14 protein-coding genes are annotated in these 15,583 nt (G+C 66.4%); 13 read left to right on the top strand and 1 reads right to left on the bottom strand.

Features of this window, described 5'->3' with window-relative positions; all coding sequences use genetic code 11:
* The first annotated feature begins 286 nt into the window (after positions 1-286).
* The 6 genes from ACFQRC_RS05595 to ACFQRC_RS05620 all read left to right on the top strand — a co-directional run bounded on the left by ACFQRC_RS05595 (position 287) and on the right by ACFQRC_RS05620 (position 7,546).
* A complete protein-coding gene (locus ACFQRC_RS05595; protein WP_379958708.1) occupies positions 287-1,162 on the top strand; it encodes an N-acetylmuramoyl-L-alanine amidase in 876 nt (291 codons plus the stop codon).
* A 229-nt stretch (positions 1,163-1,391) separates the two neighbouring features.
* Complete coding sequence (locus ACFQRC_RS05600; protein ID WP_379958710.1) at positions 1,392-1,835, top strand: hypothetical protein; 444 nt, start codon at positions 1,392-1,394, stop codon at positions 1,833-1,835.
* Positions 1,836-2,068: 233 nt separating this feature from the next.
* Positions 2,069-4,579: a penicillin-binding protein 1A gene (locus tag ACFQRC_RS05605; protein ID WP_379958712.1), complete on the top strand. Its 2,511-nt coding sequence runs from the start codon at positions 2,069-2,071 to the stop codon at positions 4,577-4,579.
* 114 nt (positions 4,580-4,693) lie between these two features.
* Positions 4,694-5,821 (top strand): peptide chain release factor 2, encoded by a 1,128-nt coding sequence (gene prfB, locus ACFQRC_RS05610; protein ID WP_379958714.1) that lies wholly within the window; start codon positions 4,694-4,696, stop codon positions 5,819-5,821.
* Positions 5,818-6,834, top strand: a complete 1,017-nt coding sequence (locus tag ACFQRC_RS05615) for an FUSC family protein (protein ID WP_379958716.1) — start codon at positions 5,818-5,820, stop codon at positions 6,832-6,834. The genes prfB and ACFQRC_RS05615 overlap by 4 nt, the downstream gene beginning before the upstream one ends.
* Before the next feature lie 10 nt (positions 6,835-6,844).
* On the top strand, positions 6,845-7,546 hold the full coding sequence (locus ACFQRC_RS05620) for a methyltransferase domain-containing protein (protein WP_379958718.1): 702 nt from the start codon (positions 6,845-6,847) through the stop codon (positions 7,544-7,546).
* Between the two features lie 19 nt (positions 7,547-7,565).
* Here ACFQRC_RS05620 and ACFQRC_RS05625 read toward each other — a convergent pair whose 3' ends face one another.
* Positions 7,566-7,961, bottom strand: a complete 396-nt coding sequence (locus ACFQRC_RS05625) for a JAB domain-containing protein (RefSeq protein ID WP_379958720.1) — start codon at positions 7,959-7,961, stop codon at positions 7,566-7,568.
* Between the two features lie 106 nt (positions 7,962-8,067).
* Here ACFQRC_RS05625 and ACFQRC_RS05630 point away from each other — a divergent pair, with 106 nt between their 5' ends.
* The 7 genes from ACFQRC_RS05630 to ACFQRC_RS05660 all read left to right on the top strand — a co-directional run bounded on the left by ACFQRC_RS05630 (position 8,068) and on the right by ACFQRC_RS05660 (position 15,486).
* On the top strand, positions 8,068-8,862 hold the full coding sequence (locus ACFQRC_RS05630) for a thymidylate synthase (protein ID WP_379958722.1): 795 nt from the start codon (positions 8,068-8,070) through the stop codon (positions 8,860-8,862).
* A 104-nt stretch (positions 8,863-8,966) separates the two neighbouring features.
* A complete protein-coding gene (locus ACFQRC_RS05635; protein WP_379958724.1) occupies positions 8,967-9,455 on the top strand; it encodes a dihydrofolate reductase in 489 nt (162 codons plus the stop codon).
* 78 nt (positions 9,456-9,533) lie between these two features.
* On the top strand, positions 9,534-10,505 hold the full coding sequence (locus ACFQRC_RS05640) for a bifunctional riboflavin kinase/FAD synthetase (protein WP_379958727.1): 972 nt from the start codon (positions 9,534-9,536) through the stop codon (positions 10,503-10,505).
* On the top strand, positions 10,502-11,467 hold the full coding sequence (locus ACFQRC_RS05645; protein ID WP_379958730.1) for a glycerophosphodiester phosphodiesterase family protein: 966 nt from the start codon (positions 10,502-10,504) through the stop codon (positions 11,465-11,467). The genes ACFQRC_RS05640 and ACFQRC_RS05645 overlap by 4 nt, the downstream gene beginning before the upstream one ends.
* Before the next feature lie 38 nt (positions 11,468-11,505).
* Positions 11,506-14,568, top strand: a complete 3,063-nt coding sequence (locus tag ACFQRC_RS05650; RefSeq protein WP_379958732.1) for an isoleucine--tRNA ligase — start codon at positions 11,506-11,508, stop codon at positions 14,566-14,568.
* Positions 14,561-15,082: a signal peptidase II gene (lspA, locus tag ACFQRC_RS05655; protein WP_379958735.1), complete on the top strand. Its 522-nt coding sequence runs from the start codon at positions 14,561-14,563 to the stop codon at positions 15,080-15,082. The genes ACFQRC_RS05650 and lspA overlap by 8 nt, the downstream gene beginning before the upstream one ends.
* Before the next feature lie 2 nt (positions 15,083-15,084).
* Positions 15,085-15,486: a DUF3035 domain-containing protein gene (locus ACFQRC_RS05660; protein WP_379958737.1), complete on the top strand. Its 402-nt coding sequence runs from the start codon at positions 15,085-15,087 to the stop codon at positions 15,484-15,486.
* Positions 15,487-15,583: the final 97 nt, after the last annotated feature.

Here is a 15,583-nt window from a genome sequence, read left to right on the forward strand (position 1 = left end):
CCCCATCACGCCAATACCCGATCGGGGGCGTATCGTTCGCGGGGATAAATGCCTCATGCAGCGTCAACCTAGGTGGCCGGGCGCCAATGGCCGGCGTAACTCGCTCGGCTCGACATGCTGACGGGGATTTTTCCGTTTTCTCTCGAACCGATGCCGCCTGCTAGCACCCGGCGGCGAAACCGGCAACCGTTAAGGCGGCGGAATCAACATGCGCCGGGGCCGGTCCCGGCTCCGCGCCTTTGCTTTTTGCTGGACCAACGGGCGGCGGAAGCGGCAAGAAACGGCCATGGGGCTTTTCGCCATCATCCTCTCCGCACTGCTGAGCCTGGCGCCCGGCCTCGCTCCAGGCCCGGCGGCGGGCGGCGCGCGGCTCGAAACCGGCGGCGTCACCGTCGCTTTGGCCGAGCCCGCGAGCGACCGCGACGAAGACCTCCCCGCCATAGCCGGCTCGTCCGATCCGAACCGTCCGCTGGTCGTGATCGACCCCGGCCATGGCGGGCGCGATCCCGGCGCGGTCCATGACGGCCGCCGCGAGGAGGCGGTGACGCTCGCCATCGCCCGCGCGATCCGCGACGCGCTCGCCGCTTCCGGCCGGGTCCGCGTCGCCCTCACCCGCGACGACGACCGCTATATCGAGCTCGTCGACCGCTACGGCATCGCCCGGCGCATGGGCGCCGACCTGTTCATCTCGGTCCATGCCGACGCCGCGCCCAACAATGACGACGCCCATGGCGCGACCATCTACACCTTGTCCGAAGTCGCCTCCGACCGCGAGGCCGCTTTGCTCGCCGCGCGCGAGAACGAACCCGGCGGGATCGGCGGCGCCGAGCTTGGCGCCGATGCCGGCGTCAACCGCATCCTCATCGACCTCGCCCAGCGCGAGAGCATGAACATGTCGGCGGACTTCGCCCGCCTCCTGCGCCGCGAGGCGGCGGAATTCTTCCCCTTCCGCCCCGATTATCACCGCTTCGCCTCGCTGATCGTGCTCAAGGCGCCCGACATCCCCTCGATCCTGTTCGAGAGCGGCTATCTCACCAACGCGCGGGATTCGGCCTACATCCATTCCCAGGAAGGCCAGCAGCAGATCGCCACCGGCATGCGCCGCGCCATCGAAGCCCATTTCGCGCGGCGGATCGTCGGGGAGAGGCTGGCGGCGCGCTGACGGCGAGGCGCGGGCGCCGCCAATTGAATAGTGTCCCCGGAATTTGAGGCCAATTTGTTCGCGGCGGTGACGGTTCATGTTAGTGGTGCCCCCCGAGGTCGGTGGGATCCCCGGAGTCGGTGTGGTGTGCCCGAGTGCTCGGCGTTCGGCGCGCGGCATCCGGAAAAGTTCCATTGACCGCCCCTAACTCCACCAGTAGCCGATATCCATCGGAAAACCGGGGGAATTTATGCGATTCGTTTTTCTGTTCGCGGTTGTGGCCTTGTCATTTCCTTCGGCTTCTCAGGCCTTTTGGGACAAGGGCATTCTTGAGAGCATCAACGGCGGATATGTGAGGGGTTCAATAAAAAAAGGAAACGTTGCCAAGGTCAGCAGTACCGGTGTCCGCAACGCTCGGCCAGACGTTGCGTCCAAGCTCGCGATTTACAAGATTGCTTTGCTCGCACGAGAGGCAGGTTTCGTGCGATTTGGGGTAGTCAAGCAATGGTGTGGAACTCTCATGATGTCCGGCGTCGAACTCAATCATCAGTGCAAGGCGGAAGCACAATTGCTCCGAGCTGATGAACCTGACGAGATGGTTAAGCCGCGCGGCAACACCGCAGTTTCATTCTTCGATGCAGAGCAAGTAATCGTGGCGGTGGAATCGGATCGCTTGCGCTTGCAGCGTTACTGAGCGCTCCCACGGTAGTTCCAATAGTTCGGGAGTTACGAATCCTGGGAAATTAAGTAATCCTGGGACGCAGTACTCAATTCCATCTCCGGGCCTGCCAACTCTCTACCCGAGCAACTTAGCGCAAAAGTCGAGGGATGCGATGGGGGCGGGAGGGCTGGCCCCGCTGCATCCCGCGCGAGGTCCGGCGCAACCGGCTTCACCCCGTCCGCATCATGCTTTAGAGACCGTCGGCGATGAGTACCGACACCCAAGCCGCCACCCGTTTCACCCTCCGCCGCGACGCGGGCGCCGTCTGGCCGGCGGTGAAGCGCGTCTGGTCGAACCGCTGGGCCAAGGTCTTGGCCGTCCTGATCGGCCTGCCGATCGTCGGCATCTTCCTCGTCTGGCTGATCTTCGCGCAGGGGCTGCCCTCGGCCGAATCCCTGCTCACCTACGAGCCGGCGCTCCCCACCCACGTCCGCGACATCAACGGCGCCACGGTGCAGACCTTCGCCCGCGAGCGCCGGGTCGAGCTCGAATATGCCGAATATCCGCGCCAGCTCGTCCAGGCCTTCCTCGCCGCCGAGGACAAGACCTTCTTCCAGCATGGCGGCATCGACTATCCGGGCATCGCCCGCGCCATCTTCACCAACCTCACCAGCTCGGGCCGGCCGGTCGGCGCCTCGACCATCACCCAGCAGGTCGCCAAGAACCTGCTGCTCACCAACGAATTGAGCTATACCCGCAAGATCCGCGAGGCTTTCCTCGCGCGGCGCATCGAGGACGTGCTGACCAAGGAGCAGATACTCGAGCTCTACCTCAACCAGATATTCCTCGGCCGCAATGCTTATGGGGTGCAGTCCGCGGCGCGCGCTTATTTCGACAAGGATGTCGGCGACCTCGCGCTTCACGAAATGGCCTATCTCGCCATCCTTCCCAAGGCGCCCAACAATTACGACCCCGAGGACGACACCGAGGCCGCGCTCGCCCGGCGCAACTTCGTGCTCGCCGAGATGGAGCGAAACGGCTTCATCGATGCGTCGCAGCGCGCCGCCGCCCAGGCCGAGCCGCTCGGCACGGTGCGCGGCTCGGGCGACAGCATCGCCAATGTCGGCGGCTATTTCATGGAGGAAGTACGCCGCCTGTTGGTGGGCAAGTTCGGCGAGGAAGCCGATGACGGCCCGCACGGCGTCTATTCGGGCGGCCTGTGGGTCCGCACCTCCTACGATCCGGTCAAGCAGAAAGCGGCCGAGAATGCGCTGCGCGACGGCTTGATGCGCTATGCCAGCGGCCGCGGCTGGCGCGACCCGGAGCTCAGCGTCGACATGACGCAGGATTGGCGGAGCCAGCTCGCCGCCGCCCGCTACGGCGTGGGCTATGACGACTGGCGCTCGGCGGTCATCCTCTCCAAAGAAGGCGGCGCCGCGACGATCGGTTTCACCGACGGATCGACCGGGACCCTCCCCGCCTCCGCCGCCTCGATGCCGAAGCGCGGCGTCGGCGGAACCGCTTTCTCCTTTCTCCAGCCGGGCATGATCGTGGCGGTAAAGCCGGAGGGCGGGAGCTATGCGCTGCGCTCCGTTCCCGAAGTTTCGGGCGGAATGGTCGTCGAAGAAGTGGCGACCGGCCGCATCCTCGCCATGCAGGGCGGTTGGGACGTGCGCGGATCGTCGTTCAACCGCGCCACCCAGGCCAAGCGCCAACCGGGATCGACCTTCAAGCCGATCGTCTATTCGGCCGCGCTCGACAATGGCATGACCCCGGCCTCGATCATCGTCGACGGGTCCTTCTGCGTGTCCCAGGGAGCGGGCCTCGGCCAGCATTGCTTCCGCAACTTCTCCGGAAGCAATGCCGGGCCGCAGACGATGCGCTGGGGCCTCGAACAGTCGCGCAACCTGATGACGGTGCGCGCCGCCAACATGACCGGCATGGACAAGGTGACCAGGCTCGCCAGGACGCTGGGCGTCGGCGATTATCCCAATTATCTCGCCATCTCGCTGGGCGCCGGCGACACCACCGTCCTCCAGATGACCAACGCATTCGCGATCCTCGCCAATAACGGCAAGGAAGTGAAGCCGACGATGATCGACTATATCCAGGACCGCCACGGCAAGGTCATCTACCGCACCGACACACGGCCTTGCGAGGGCTGCGACGCGCCCGACTGGAACGGCAAGCCGATGCCGCGCCCGCCCTTGCGCACCAAGCAGTTGATGGACGCGATGACCGCCTATCAGATGGTGCATATGCTGGAAGGCGTCGTCACCCGCGGCACTGCCCAGCGGCTGCGCGACCTCGGCCGGCCGCTGTTCGGCAAGACCGGCACGACCACCGGGCCGAACGACGTCTGGTTCATCGGCGGCACCGCCGACATCGTCGCCGGCGTCTATGTCGGCTACGACCAGCCGCGCAGCCTCGGCGGCTACGCGCAGGGCGGGCGGATCGCCGCGCCGATCTTCGAGCAGTTCGCCCGCGCGGCGATCAAGGACATGCCGGTCGTCGAGTTCCGCGCGCCCGCCGGCATCCGCATGGTCCGCATCGACCGCCGCTCGGGGCGCAAGGTGTTCGGCACCTGGCCTTCCAACGAGCCCAAGGCGGCGGTTATCTGGGAAGCGTTCAAGCCCGAGACCGAGCCGCGCCGCTCGATCCGCCGCGACCAGATCGCCGCGCGCGAAGCCGCCGCGGCCCCGACCCGCCGCCGCGCGGCCGCCGCTAACGACGGCGCCGACAGCGATTTCTTGCAAAGAGAGGGCGGCATCTATTAGGCCCCGCCAACCCCGTCATTCCCGCGAAAGCGGGAATCCCGTTTAGCTTTCTAGAGCAGGAAGAGGCGGGATTCCCGCTTTCGCGGGAATGACGATTTCTGCTGGAGAGTTCCGATGCGCGCCGAAGCGCAAGCTTATGTCGACCAGATAAGGTCCGCGCTCGATCTCCTGCGCCGCTTCCTCGATTGGGACCGCGCGCTGAGGCGGCTTGACGAACTCAACGCGCGCGTCGAGGACCCAGCGCTATGGAACGACGCCAAGGCCGCCCAGGAGGTGATGCGCGAGCGTCGCCGCCTCGACGAGGCGATCGGCGCCGCCAAGGCAATCGGCGCCGAGATGGACGACACGATCGAGCTCATCGAGCTGGCCGAAGCCGAGGGCGACGAAGCGATGGTCGATGACGCCGTCGCCTCGCTGGCCGCGCTCGCCGACCGGGCCGAGCGCGACAAGGTGACGGCGCTCCTCGCCGGCGAGGCCGACGCCAACGACACCTATGTCGAGATCAATTCGGGCGCCGGCGGCACCGAGAGCAACGACTGGGCGGGCATGCTCCAGCGCATGTACCAGCGCTGGGCCGAGCGGCACGGGATGAAGGTCGAGCTCGTCGACTTCCACGCCGGCGAGCAGGCGGGGATCAAGTCCGCGACCCTCCTCCTGAAGGGCGAGAACGCTTATGGCTATGCCAAGACCGAGAGCGGCGTCCACCGCCTCGTCCGCATCAGCCCCTATGACAGCTCGGCCCGCCGCCACACCAGCTTCGCCTCGGTCTGGGTCTATCCGGTGGTCGACGACAATATCGACATCGAGGTGAACGAGAGCGAGCTTCGGATCGACACCTATCGCGCGTCGGGCGCGGGCGGGCAGCATATCAACACCACCGATTCGGCGGTGCGCATCACCCACCTTCCGACCGGCATCGTCGTCCAGTGCCAGAACCAGCGTTCGCAGCACAAGAACAAGGCGGAGGCCTACAATCAACTGCGCGCCCGCCTCTACGAGGCCGAGCTACAGAAGCGCGAGGCCGAGGCCAATGCGACCGCGGCCGGCAAGACCGACATCGGCTGGGGCCACCAGATCCGGTCCTACGTCCTGCAGCCCTATCAATTGGTCAAGGACCTGCGCACCGGCATAACCTCCACCGCGCCGTCGGACGTGCTCGACGGCGACCTCGACCGCTTCATGGCCGCGGCCTTGTCGCAGAAGGTGACCGGGGAAAAGGTCGAGGTCGAAGACGTCGAGTGATCCGGCACGACGGCTTGCGGCGGGACATTTCGCGGCTCGCGCTGCAGTCGGCCGCGGCGTCGACGGCGGCCTATCTGGCGATCGCCTGGGCCGGCACGGGCGAAGCCTTTCTCGCCGTCATTTCCGCCGTCCTCGTTCTGCAGGCCAATCGCGACCAGACGATCGCCAGCGCCTGGATCCGGATCGTCGGGGCCTTGGTGGGAACCGGGGTGGGCATGGCGGCTCTCGCGCTGACGGCCGAAGGAACGGTGCCGCTGTCGCTCGCCGCGACCATGCTGGTGATGGGCGGGCTCGCCGCCTGGAAGCCCGGCTGGCGCTATGGCCTTGTAGCCGCCGCGGCGCTCGCGGTCGGTTCTGAAGCGACTTTCGTCGAGACGGCGCGGGATCGCGGCATCGCCATCTTCGTGGGAGCGGCGGCGGGAATCGTGGCGGGGCTCGTCGTCTGGCCGGAGAGCGCGCCCGCCCGCGCCCGCCGCCAGATGGCGCAAGCCCTGGCGATCTGCCGCGAGCTGCTCATCCGCACCCTGTCGTCGGCCCTCGAGCGCAACGATGAGGATGTCGGCGAACTTCACTCGCGTTTCGCGCGCGCGCTTTCCGCGACGAGGGACACCGCCGCGTCGATCAAGCTCGGCGGCTCCGGCCGCGCTCATCTTTATCGCGAGGCGGTGCACCGGATCGAGCGGCTGTGGCACGCACTGATAATAATCGACCGCGTCGGCGAGACGCGGCGCGGCGACCGTCTCCCGATCGAACCGGACACAGCCCGGAAGGTGGACCAAATCCGCTCCGCGACCTGCGACGCGCTGGCCTGCTTCGAACGGTTCGAGCGGATGCCCGAGGAGGATCTCGAAGCGCTGCAGACGGCCTGCCGCGAAATCTGGGAAGCCAGCGAAGTCGATCCGCGCCGGGACGGCGAGCTGGATAGCGTGGCTCTGGTGTTCGGGCTTTGGGAGATTGCCCGCAACATGCGCGAGATCGATGAGACGATTTGCGCAATCGCAGGGTCGCGCTAGAGAGCGAGAAGTGAAAGGCGCCGATTTCCTCCCGCTCTGCCTGCTTTCGGCCGCCTTCGCGCTGGGCGGATGCCGCGCCGAGCCGGAGCGTTCGCCCTTCCCCGATCCCGAACGGCCGGTCGCGCCAATCGTGTCGCCCCGTTATTCCAATGAGGACGCCCGCGACAGCATCGGCGAGTTCGAATCGGTCGTCGAGCTGGCCGGCATCGCGCCGGGCATGTCGGTCGCCGACATCGGCGCCGGCGAGGGCTATTATACGGTTCGCCTCGCGCCGCTGGTCGGCGACGAGGGCCGCGTGCTGGCGCAGGACATCGTTCCCGAGACCCGTGACGCGCTGGCCCAGCGCGTCACCCGCGAGCGGCTCGACAATGTCGCGGTCAAGCTCGGTCTCCCCAACAATCCGATGCTGCCCGAGACATCGTTCGACCGCATCCTCCTCATCCACATGTATCACGAAGTGCAGCGGCCGGCCGAGTTCCTCTGGCACGTGCGCGGCGCGCTCAAGCGCGACGGCAGCGTCGTCGTCGTCGATGCCGACCGGCCGACCGACCGCCACGGCACGCCCCCCAAGATGCTGCTCTGCGAGTTCGTCGCCGTCGGCTACGAGCTCGTCCGCTTCGAGCGGCTCGCTGATTCCGGGACCTATTTCGCCCAGTTCAAGGCGCTGGGGCCGCGGCCCGAGCCCGAGCAGATCCCCATCTGCCCGGCTTAGCCGGTCGGCTCCACGACCGCTAAAGCAGGCCCATCGCGCGCAGGCTCCGGCATTGCCCGCCGGCGAAGATCAAATGGTCGTGGAGGCGGAAGGCGAGGCCGGCGCCCATCTCCTGGAGCTTGCGGGTCGCGGCGATGTCGGCGTCGCTCGGCTCGGCATCGCCGCTCGGATGAAAATGCGCGAGGATCAGCCCCGCCGATTCGAACCGGATCGCATCGGCGATGATCGGGCGGACGGGAAGCGCGACATGATCGGCGCTCCCCATTTCCCGCGCGAGATGGATCAGCCGCCGACCCGCGTCGAGATGGGCGACGAGCAGCGACTCGCGCGGGCTGTCAGCGAGGCGCGCCTCGAAGAAGCGGGCCGCGTCGGCCGCGGTTCGGAGGGTCGGCGGTTGCGCTTCGGCGGTTTCCATCCCGGCGATTGTGCCACGCGCGGATGGCGGGCGGCTCGCTGATTCATCCGTTTCGGACGCATTCCGGAGCCTTGGAAACCTGTCCCGCACCCGCCATAAGCAAGTCATGCAGCCCTATCACGACCTCCTCGCGCGGATTCTCTCCGAAGGCGTTCCCCAGGCGGACCGCACCGGCGTCGGCACGCTCTCCGTCTTCGGCCATCAGATGCGCTTCGACCTTTCGGAGGGGTTCCCTCTTGTCACGACCAAGAAGCTGCATTTGCGCTCGATCATCGTCGAACTGCTCTGGTTCCTGAAGGGCGACACTAATATCGGCTATCTAAAGGACAACAAGGTCGGCATCTGGGACGAATGGGCAGACGAGAAGGGCGATCTCGGCCCGGTCTACGGCAAGCAATGGCGTGACTGGGAGGGGCCGGACGGCGTCCATATCGACCAGATCGCCGAGCTCATCGCCCTCATCAACCGCGATCCCGCCTCGCGCCGCCAGATCGTCTCCGCCTGGAACCCGGCCGAGATCGGCAAGATGGCGCTGGCGCCGTGCCACTGCCTGTTCCAGACCCAGGTCGCGGCGGGCAAATTGAACCTCCAGCTCTACCAAAGGAGCGCCGACGTGTTTCTCGGCGTGCCCTTCAACATCGCCAGCTACGCATTGCTGACCCACATGCTCGCTCAGCAATGCGGGCTCGAGGCCGGCACGTTCGTGTGGACCGGCGGCGACTGCCACCTTTATTCCAACCATCTCGATCAGGCGCGGCTCCAGCTGAGCCGCGACCCGCGCCCGCTGCCCCGGCTGACCATCAAGCGCCGGCCGGACGCGATCGACCAATATGAATATGAGGATTTCGAGATTTCCGACTACGATCCCCATCCGCACATCAAGGCCGAGGTGGCGGTTTGAGCATGCTCGTCATTCCAGCGGACGCTGGAATCTCATTGCCTTTTCAGAAGCTCCATAGCGAAGAGAGATTCCAGCTTCCGCTGGAATGACGGGACAAGACCAGAATGCGAAAACCGGAGATCACCCTGGTCGTCGCCCGCGCCGACAATGGCGTGATCGGCAGGGACGGCGGGCTGCCATGGCGCCTCCCCGCCGACCTCAGGCATTTCAAGGCCGTGACCGGCGGTACGGCGATGGTCATGGGCCGCAGGACGTTCGACAGTCTGCCCGGCCTGCTTCCCGGCCGCCGCCACATCGTGCTCACCCGCGACCCGAACTGGACGGCCGCGAGCGCGGAGGTGGCGCATTCGGTCGACGAGGCGATCACGATCGCCGGCGCCGACCCCGTCTCGGTCATCGGCGGCGCCGAGATCGTGGCGCTGTTCCTTTCCCGGGCGACCGCTTTCGAGCTGACCGAGGTCCATCTCGATGCGAAGGGCGATACCAGGATGCCCGCGCCCGTCGCGGCGGACTGGCGCGAAGTGTCGCGTGAGGATCATCCGGCGGAAGGCGGCCGCCCCGCTTTCAGTTTCGTCAGGTTGGAGCGTCGGTAGCCACGTCACCCCAGCGAAGGCTGGGGTCTCAAGGAGTTCAAGGCGCCTTCTCGTCCTGGGAGGCCAGCCTGCGCTGGCATGACGGTGATTGTCCCGCCGCTCCGCCTTTCCTATAGCCCACCCATGGAGCGGCTGGACGGCGGCTCGGCGGTTCCGGAGCGTTTGCGCGGCGGCATCGTCGCGCTTGGCAATTTCGATGGATTTCACGAGGGCCACCAGGCGGTGGTCGGCCGCGCGGTCGAACGCGCCCGCGCCGCGGGCCGCCCCGCTCTGGTCGCTACCTTCGATCCGCATCCGGTGCGCTTCTTCAAGCCGGAGCTGCCGCCCTTCCGCCTGACCAGCCTCGACCAGCGTCAGCGCCTGTTCGGCGCGGCCGGCGCGGACGCGATGCTGGTCTTCCATTTCGACGCCGCCCTCGCCTCCGTCACGGCGGAGGATTTCGTCACCGAGCGGCTGATCGGCCTGATCGGCGCGGCGGGCGTCGCGACCGGCGAGGATTTCACCTTCGGCCACAAGCGCGGCGGCAACATGGCCGTCCTGAAGCGCCTCGGCGGCGAGCACGGCCTCTCCGTCGATGCGGTCGCGCCGGTGATGGCGGACGGCGAGCCCGTCTCCTCCAGCCGCATCCGCGAGGCGCTGGAAGCAGGCGACCCCGAGTCCGCCGCCCGCCTCCTCACCCGCCCGTTCGCGATCGAAGGCGTCGTCGAGCATGGCGACAACCGCGGGCGCGAGCTTGGCTACCCGACCGCCAATATCGCGCTCGGCCCCTATCTCCGGCCGAGATTCGGCATCTACGCCGTGCGCGGCCGCCTCTCCGACGGGCGCGTGCTCGACGGCGCCGCCAATCTCGGCATCCGGCCGAGCTTCGATCCGCCGCTGGAACTGCTCGAGCCGCATTTCTTCGATTTCGACGGCGATCTCTACGGCCAGAGGATCGAGGTCGAGCTCATTTCCTTCCTCCGGCCCGAACGAAAGTTCGACCGCATGGACGCGCTCGCCGCGCAGATGGAGGCCGATTGCACCGAGGCGCGCAAGAGGCTCGCCGCTTGAGCAAATGGAAGATGCTCGGCATCGCGGTCGCCCTGTTCGCGGTGGCCGTATCCTTGCTCAACGCCTCCTGGCTCGCGCCGAAGCCGCGGGGCAAGCTGATGCTGGTCGCGCATCGCGGCGTCGCCCAGCAATTCTCGCGCGAGGGCATCGGCATAGAGGCCTGCACCGCCGCGCGGAGCCTGCCCTCCGGACATAATTATATCGAGAACAGCATCCGTTCGATCGAGCATGCCGTGCGGCTCGGCGCCGATGCGATCGAGCTCGACGTCCAGCCGACGGAGGACGGCCGCATGGTCGTATTCCACGATCCCACGCTCGAATGCCGCACAAACGGGACCGGCCCCGTCCGCGACCGCACCCTCGCCGAGCTGAAGGCGCTCGACATCGGCCATGGTTATACCGCCGACGGCGGCGAAACCTTCCCGTTGCGCGGGCGCGGCGTCGGCGCCATGCCGACGGTCGAGGAGGTGCTGGAGCGGCTGCCGCGCGTGCCGTTCATCTTCCACCTCAAGACCCGCGAGGAAGGCGATGCCGACCTCCTCCTCGCCGCCTTCGCCCGCGCCGGAATCCCGTTCGGCGGGCATTATGCCTTCTACGGCAACCCCGCCATGGTCCGCCGGATCGAGGAAAAGACCCAGGATGCCTGGACCTTCTCCAAACAGGCGGCGCGGCGCTGTCTGCTCGACTATCTGAGGGTCGGCTGGACCGGGATCGTGCCCCACGAGTGCCGGAACGCGACGGTCGTGGTGCCGCTCAACTATCAATGGGCGATGTGGGGCTGGCCCAACCGCTTCCTCGACCGGATGGAGAGGGCGAATACGCGCGTGATCCTGATGGGTGATTACAAGGACGGCGTTCCCGAGGGCATCGAGCGGCCCGAGCAGCTCGGTAAGGTGCCGCGCGGCTATCGCGGCTATCTGTGGGTTGAGGACATCTACACGATCGGCCCGGCGCTGAATTAGTGGACAGTCAGGCCCCGCCCCCGCTAAGCGGCGCGGAAATGTCCGAAAAACCCGATTACAAAGACACGGTCTTCCTGCCGAAGACCGATTTCCCGATGAAAGCCGGCCTTGCAGCGAAGGAGCCGGCCATTCTCGCGCGCTGGGCGGAGGAGAAGCTCTACGAGCAGCTTCGCCAGGCCCGCGCCGGACGCAAGCGTTTCACCCTCCACGACGGCCCGCCTTATGCCAATGGCGACCTGCACATGGGCCATGCGATGAACAAGATCCTCAAGGATATCGTCATCCGCTCGCGCTCGCTGATGGGCTTCGATGCGCCCTACATCCCCGGCTGGGACTGCCACGGTTTGCCGATCGAATGGAAGGTCGAGGAGCAGTACAGGAAGAAGAAGCTCGACAAGGACGAGGTTCCCAAGGCCCAGTTCCGCGCCGAATGCCGGGCCTATGCCGAGAAATGGGTCGCCGTGCAGAGGGAGCAGTTTCAGCGCCTCGGCGTGATGGGCGAGTGGGACGACCCATACCTGACGATGAAATATGAGAGCGAGGCGGCGATCGTCGCCGAGCTGATGAAGTTCGCGATGAGCGGCCAGCTCTACCGCGGCGCCAAGCCGGTCATGTGGTCCCCGGTCGAGAAGACCGCGCTGGCCGAGGCCGAGGTCGAATATGAGGACATCGTCTCGACCCAGATCGACGTGGCGTTCGAGATCGTCGAAAGCCCGATCCCGGAGCTGGTCGGCGCCCATGCGGTGATCTGGACGACCACGCCTTGGACGATCCCGGTCAACCAGGCTGTGGCGTACGGGGAGGAAGTCAACTACCGCCTAATCGAGCTGGAGTTGGCACTTTCCGACGAGTGGGGAGCTAGCGCCAAACTTGACGAAGACTCTCGATTCGATCGTGAAGAGGAACAACTGCGCCTGCGAAGCGAATTGAAGTGGCTCGGCAAGCGCGTTCTCATTGCCTCGGACTTGGTGGAAAGCTTCGTTGGCCGAGTCTCGCGATGGTACCAGGGGCTGGACCACCAAGCGCTCGGGCTACCGATTGGCACAGTTCAGTACGAAGACGCGTTCCAGTTTGGTGATGATCCGATGCTTCGCGAGGTGGTTGTTAAAGGCACCGACCTCGCCGGCACCGTCGCCCGCCACCCGATGCACCATCTCGGCGGTTTCTTCGCCAAGCCCCGCCCGTTCCTCCCCGGCGATTTCGTCACCACCGATGCCGGGACCGGTCTCGTCCACATGGCGCCGGACCATGGCGAGGACGATTTCCTGCTCTGCAAGGCGAACGGCATCGACACCGTCTTCGCGGTCGAGGGGGACGGGCGCTATCGCGAGGACTGGCTCTGGCTCGGCGGCCAGGGCAGCGTCATCAACAAGAAGTTCAACGCGCCCGACGGCCCGATCTGCTCGGATTTGCGCGAGGCGGGGGCTTTGCTGTCGGCGAGCGATGATTTCCAGCACAGCTACCCGCATAGCTGGCGGTCCAAGGCCAAGGTGATCTTCCGGGCGACGCCGCAATGGTTCATTCCGATGGACCAGAAGCCGAAATTCTCGGCTTCGCTCGAAGGGGATGTCTCGACTTCGCTCGACACGAACGGGGTTGAGAGTGGAACGGGGGAATCCGTTCGCCCCGAGCGAAGTCGAGGGGTCCTCCCGAGCGAAGCCGAGGGCTCTTCCTTGCGCCAAACCGCCCTCGCCGCGATCGAGGAGACGCGCTGGGTCCCCGCCCGCTCCAAGAACCGCATCCGCTCTATGGTCGAGGGCCGGCCGGACTGGGTGATCAGCCGCCAGCGCGCCTGGGGCGTGCCGATCGCGCTCTATGTGGACCGCAAGACCGGCGATTACCTCCGCGACGAGGCGGTGAACGCGCGCATCGTCGAGGCCTTCCGCCAGGGCGGCGCCGACGCCTGGTTCACGGCCGACCATCAGGCTCTGCTCGGCAACGAATACAGCCTCGCCGATTACGATCCGCAGTCCGACATTCTCGACGTCTGGTTCGATAGCGGCTCCACCCACGCTTATGTGATCGAGGCGCGATACGGCGAGGGCGTCCGCGCCGACCTCTATGTCGAGGGCTCCGACCAGCATCGCGGCTGGTTCCAGTCGTCGCTGCTCGAAAGCTGTGGCACTCGCGGCCGCGCGCCGTTCGAGGGGGTGTTGACCCACGGCTTCGCGCTCGACCAGACCGGGCGCAAGATGTCGAAGAGCGTCGGCAATGTCGTCGACCCCCTCGCCATCATCCGCGACAACGGCGCCGACATATTGCGCATGTGGGTCGCCTCGACCGATTATTTCGAGGATGTCCGCATCGGCAAGGAAGTGCTCGCCGGCGCGTCCGACGCCTATCGCAAACTCAGGAACACCTTCCGCTATCTGCTCGGCGCTTTGAGCGACTTCTCGGAAGAGGAAAGGGTTCCACCCGCCGACATGCCCGAGCTGGAACGCTGGGTGCTGCACCGGCTGGCGACGCTCGACGCCGAATTGCGCGAGGCGGCGGACGGCTTCGAGTTCAACCGCTACACGCGGGCGATCACCACCTTCGCCAATGACGATCTGTCGGCCTTCTTCTTCGATATCCGCAAGGACAGCCTCTATTGCGACGCGCCGACGTCGCCCAAGCGCCGCGCCTACCGGACGGTGCTGGACCATGTGTTCGAGGCTCTGGTCCGCTGGATCGCGCCGGTACTCTGCTTCACCGCCGAGGAGGTGTGGGGGAGCCGCTATCCGGAGGGCGGATCGGTGCATCTGCGGACGTGGCCGGAGATCGATGCCGGCTGGCGCGATGACGCGCTGGCGGCGGCATGGGAAACCATCCACGCTTCCCGGGAGCGAGTGACGGAAGCGATCGAGCCGTTGCGCCGCGAGAAGATCATTAGGTCAAGCAACGAGGCGAAGGTTCGGTTTCCCGACATTCAGTCCGGGATCAGGCAGGATGAGCTGGCGGAACTATTCATCGTCTCCGAAGTGGTGATGGAGCCGGGATCGAACGAAATCACGGTGACCCGCACCGACTTCGAGAAATGCGGCCGCTGCTGGCGCCATCTGCCCGAGGTCGAGGAAGACGGCGCGCTTTGCGCCCGCTGCGAGGAAGTCGTGAATGGCTGAAGCCACCGAAACACCTGGACAAAATCATCGTGCGCTCGGCTTCACTGTCGCCGGGCTCATCTTCCTCGCCGACCAGATCACCAAATATATCGTCACCTATCCGCTCCAGCTCCAGCAGCGGCGCATCCTGCCTTTGCTCGATTTCTTCGACCTGCGCTGGGTCGAGAATAGAGGCGTCTCGATGGGCTTCCTCACCGCCACCAGCGATCTGACGCGCTGGCTGCTGGTCGCGCTCACCGCCGCCATCTCGGTCGGCGTCGTCTTTTGGCTGTGGCGCGAGAAGCGCCGCGACGACACGGTCGCGCTCGCTTTCGTGCTCGGCGGCGCGCTCGGCAACATCGTCGATCGGGTGCGCTACGGCTATGTCGTCGATTTCGCCGACCTGCATTTCGGCGACTGGCGGCCTTTTTTGATCTTCAATGTCGCCGACGCTGCCATTACCATCGGCGTTCTGCTATTGCTGTTCCGGGCGCTGCTCACGCGCGAGCGCAAGGCCCCACACAAGGAAGTTTGACCATGCGTACGCTCATCCTGGCCGTCCCCGCCGCCGCCTTGCTGCTGACCGCCTGCGGCATCACCGACCGGCAGCGGCCCGACGAGTTCGCCGTCAGCCGCGCCCAGCCCCTGGTCGTGCCGCCCGATTTCGCGCTCACCCCGCCCGCGCCCGGCACGCCGAGCCCGGCCGTCGCCGACAGCCGCACCCAGGCGATCGAGGCCCTGTTCGGCGGACCCGCCGCGCGCAGCGACGCCGAGCGGCTTATGCTGAACGAAGCCGAAGCCGACCGCGCCGCCCCCGGCGCCCGCTCCGTCGTCGGCTCGCCCGATACGTTGGTGGTCGACAAGGGCAGCACTACCCAGACCATCCTGGCGGTCCCCGAAGGCGACGGCCAGGAAGCCAGCGTCACGACGCCGCAATAAAGGACGTTAGCGTCATCCCGGCGAAGGCCGGGATCCCGGCGAGCAGGTCCGTGACCTTTCATCCCGGGATGCCGGCCTCCGCCGGCATGACGTGAAA

This window comes from Enterovirga sp. GCM10030262 (assembly GCF_042666435.1).
Lineage (GTDB): Bacteria > Pseudomonadota > Alphaproteobacteria > Sphingomonadales > Sphingomonadaceae > Allosphingosinicella.

Bases quoted from the DNA above. Each gene is read 5' to 3' on its own strand.
- ACFQRC_RS05595 (WP_379958708.1), top strand. From the start codon at position 287: ATGGGGCTTTTCGCCATCATCCTCTCCGCACTGCTGAGCCTGGCGCCC.
- ACFQRC_RS05600 (WP_379958710.1), top strand. From the start codon at position 1,392: ATGCGATTCGTTTTTCTGTTCGCGGTTGTGGCCTTGTCATTTCCTTCG.
- ACFQRC_RS05605 (WP_379958712.1), top strand. From the start codon at position 2,069: ATGAGTACCGACACCCAAGCCGCCACCCGTTTCACCCTCCGCCGCGAC.
- prfB (WP_379958714.1), top strand. From the start codon at position 4,694: ATGCGCGCCGAAGCGCAAGCTTATGTCGACCAGATAAGGTCCGCGCTC.
- ACFQRC_RS05625 (WP_379958720.1), bottom strand. From the start codon at position 7,961: ATGGAAACCGCCGAAGCGCAACCGCCGACCCTCCGAACCGCGGCCGAC.
- ACFQRC_RS05630 (WP_379958722.1), top strand. From the start codon at position 8,068: ATGCAGCCCTATCACGACCTCCTCGCGCGGATTCTCTCCGAAGGCGTT.
- ACFQRC_RS05635 (WP_379958724.1), top strand. From the start codon at position 8,967: ATGCGAAAACCGGAGATCACCCTGGTCGTCGCCCGCGCCGACAATGGC.
- ACFQRC_RS05640 (WP_379958727.1), top strand. From the start codon at position 9,534: ATGACGGTGATTGTCCCGCCGCTCCGCCTTTCCTATAGCCCACCCATG.
- ACFQRC_RS05650 (WP_379958732.1), top strand. From the start codon at position 11,506: ATGTCCGAAAAACCCGATTACAAAGACACGGTCTTCCTGCCGAAGACC.
- lspA (WP_379958735.1), top strand. From the start codon at position 14,561: ATGGCTGAAGCCACCGAAACACCTGGACAAAATCATCGTGCGCTCGGC.
- ACFQRC_RS05660 (WP_379958737.1), top strand. From the start codon at position 15,085: ATGCGTACGCTCATCCTGGCCGTCCCCGCCGCCGCCTTGCTGCTGACC.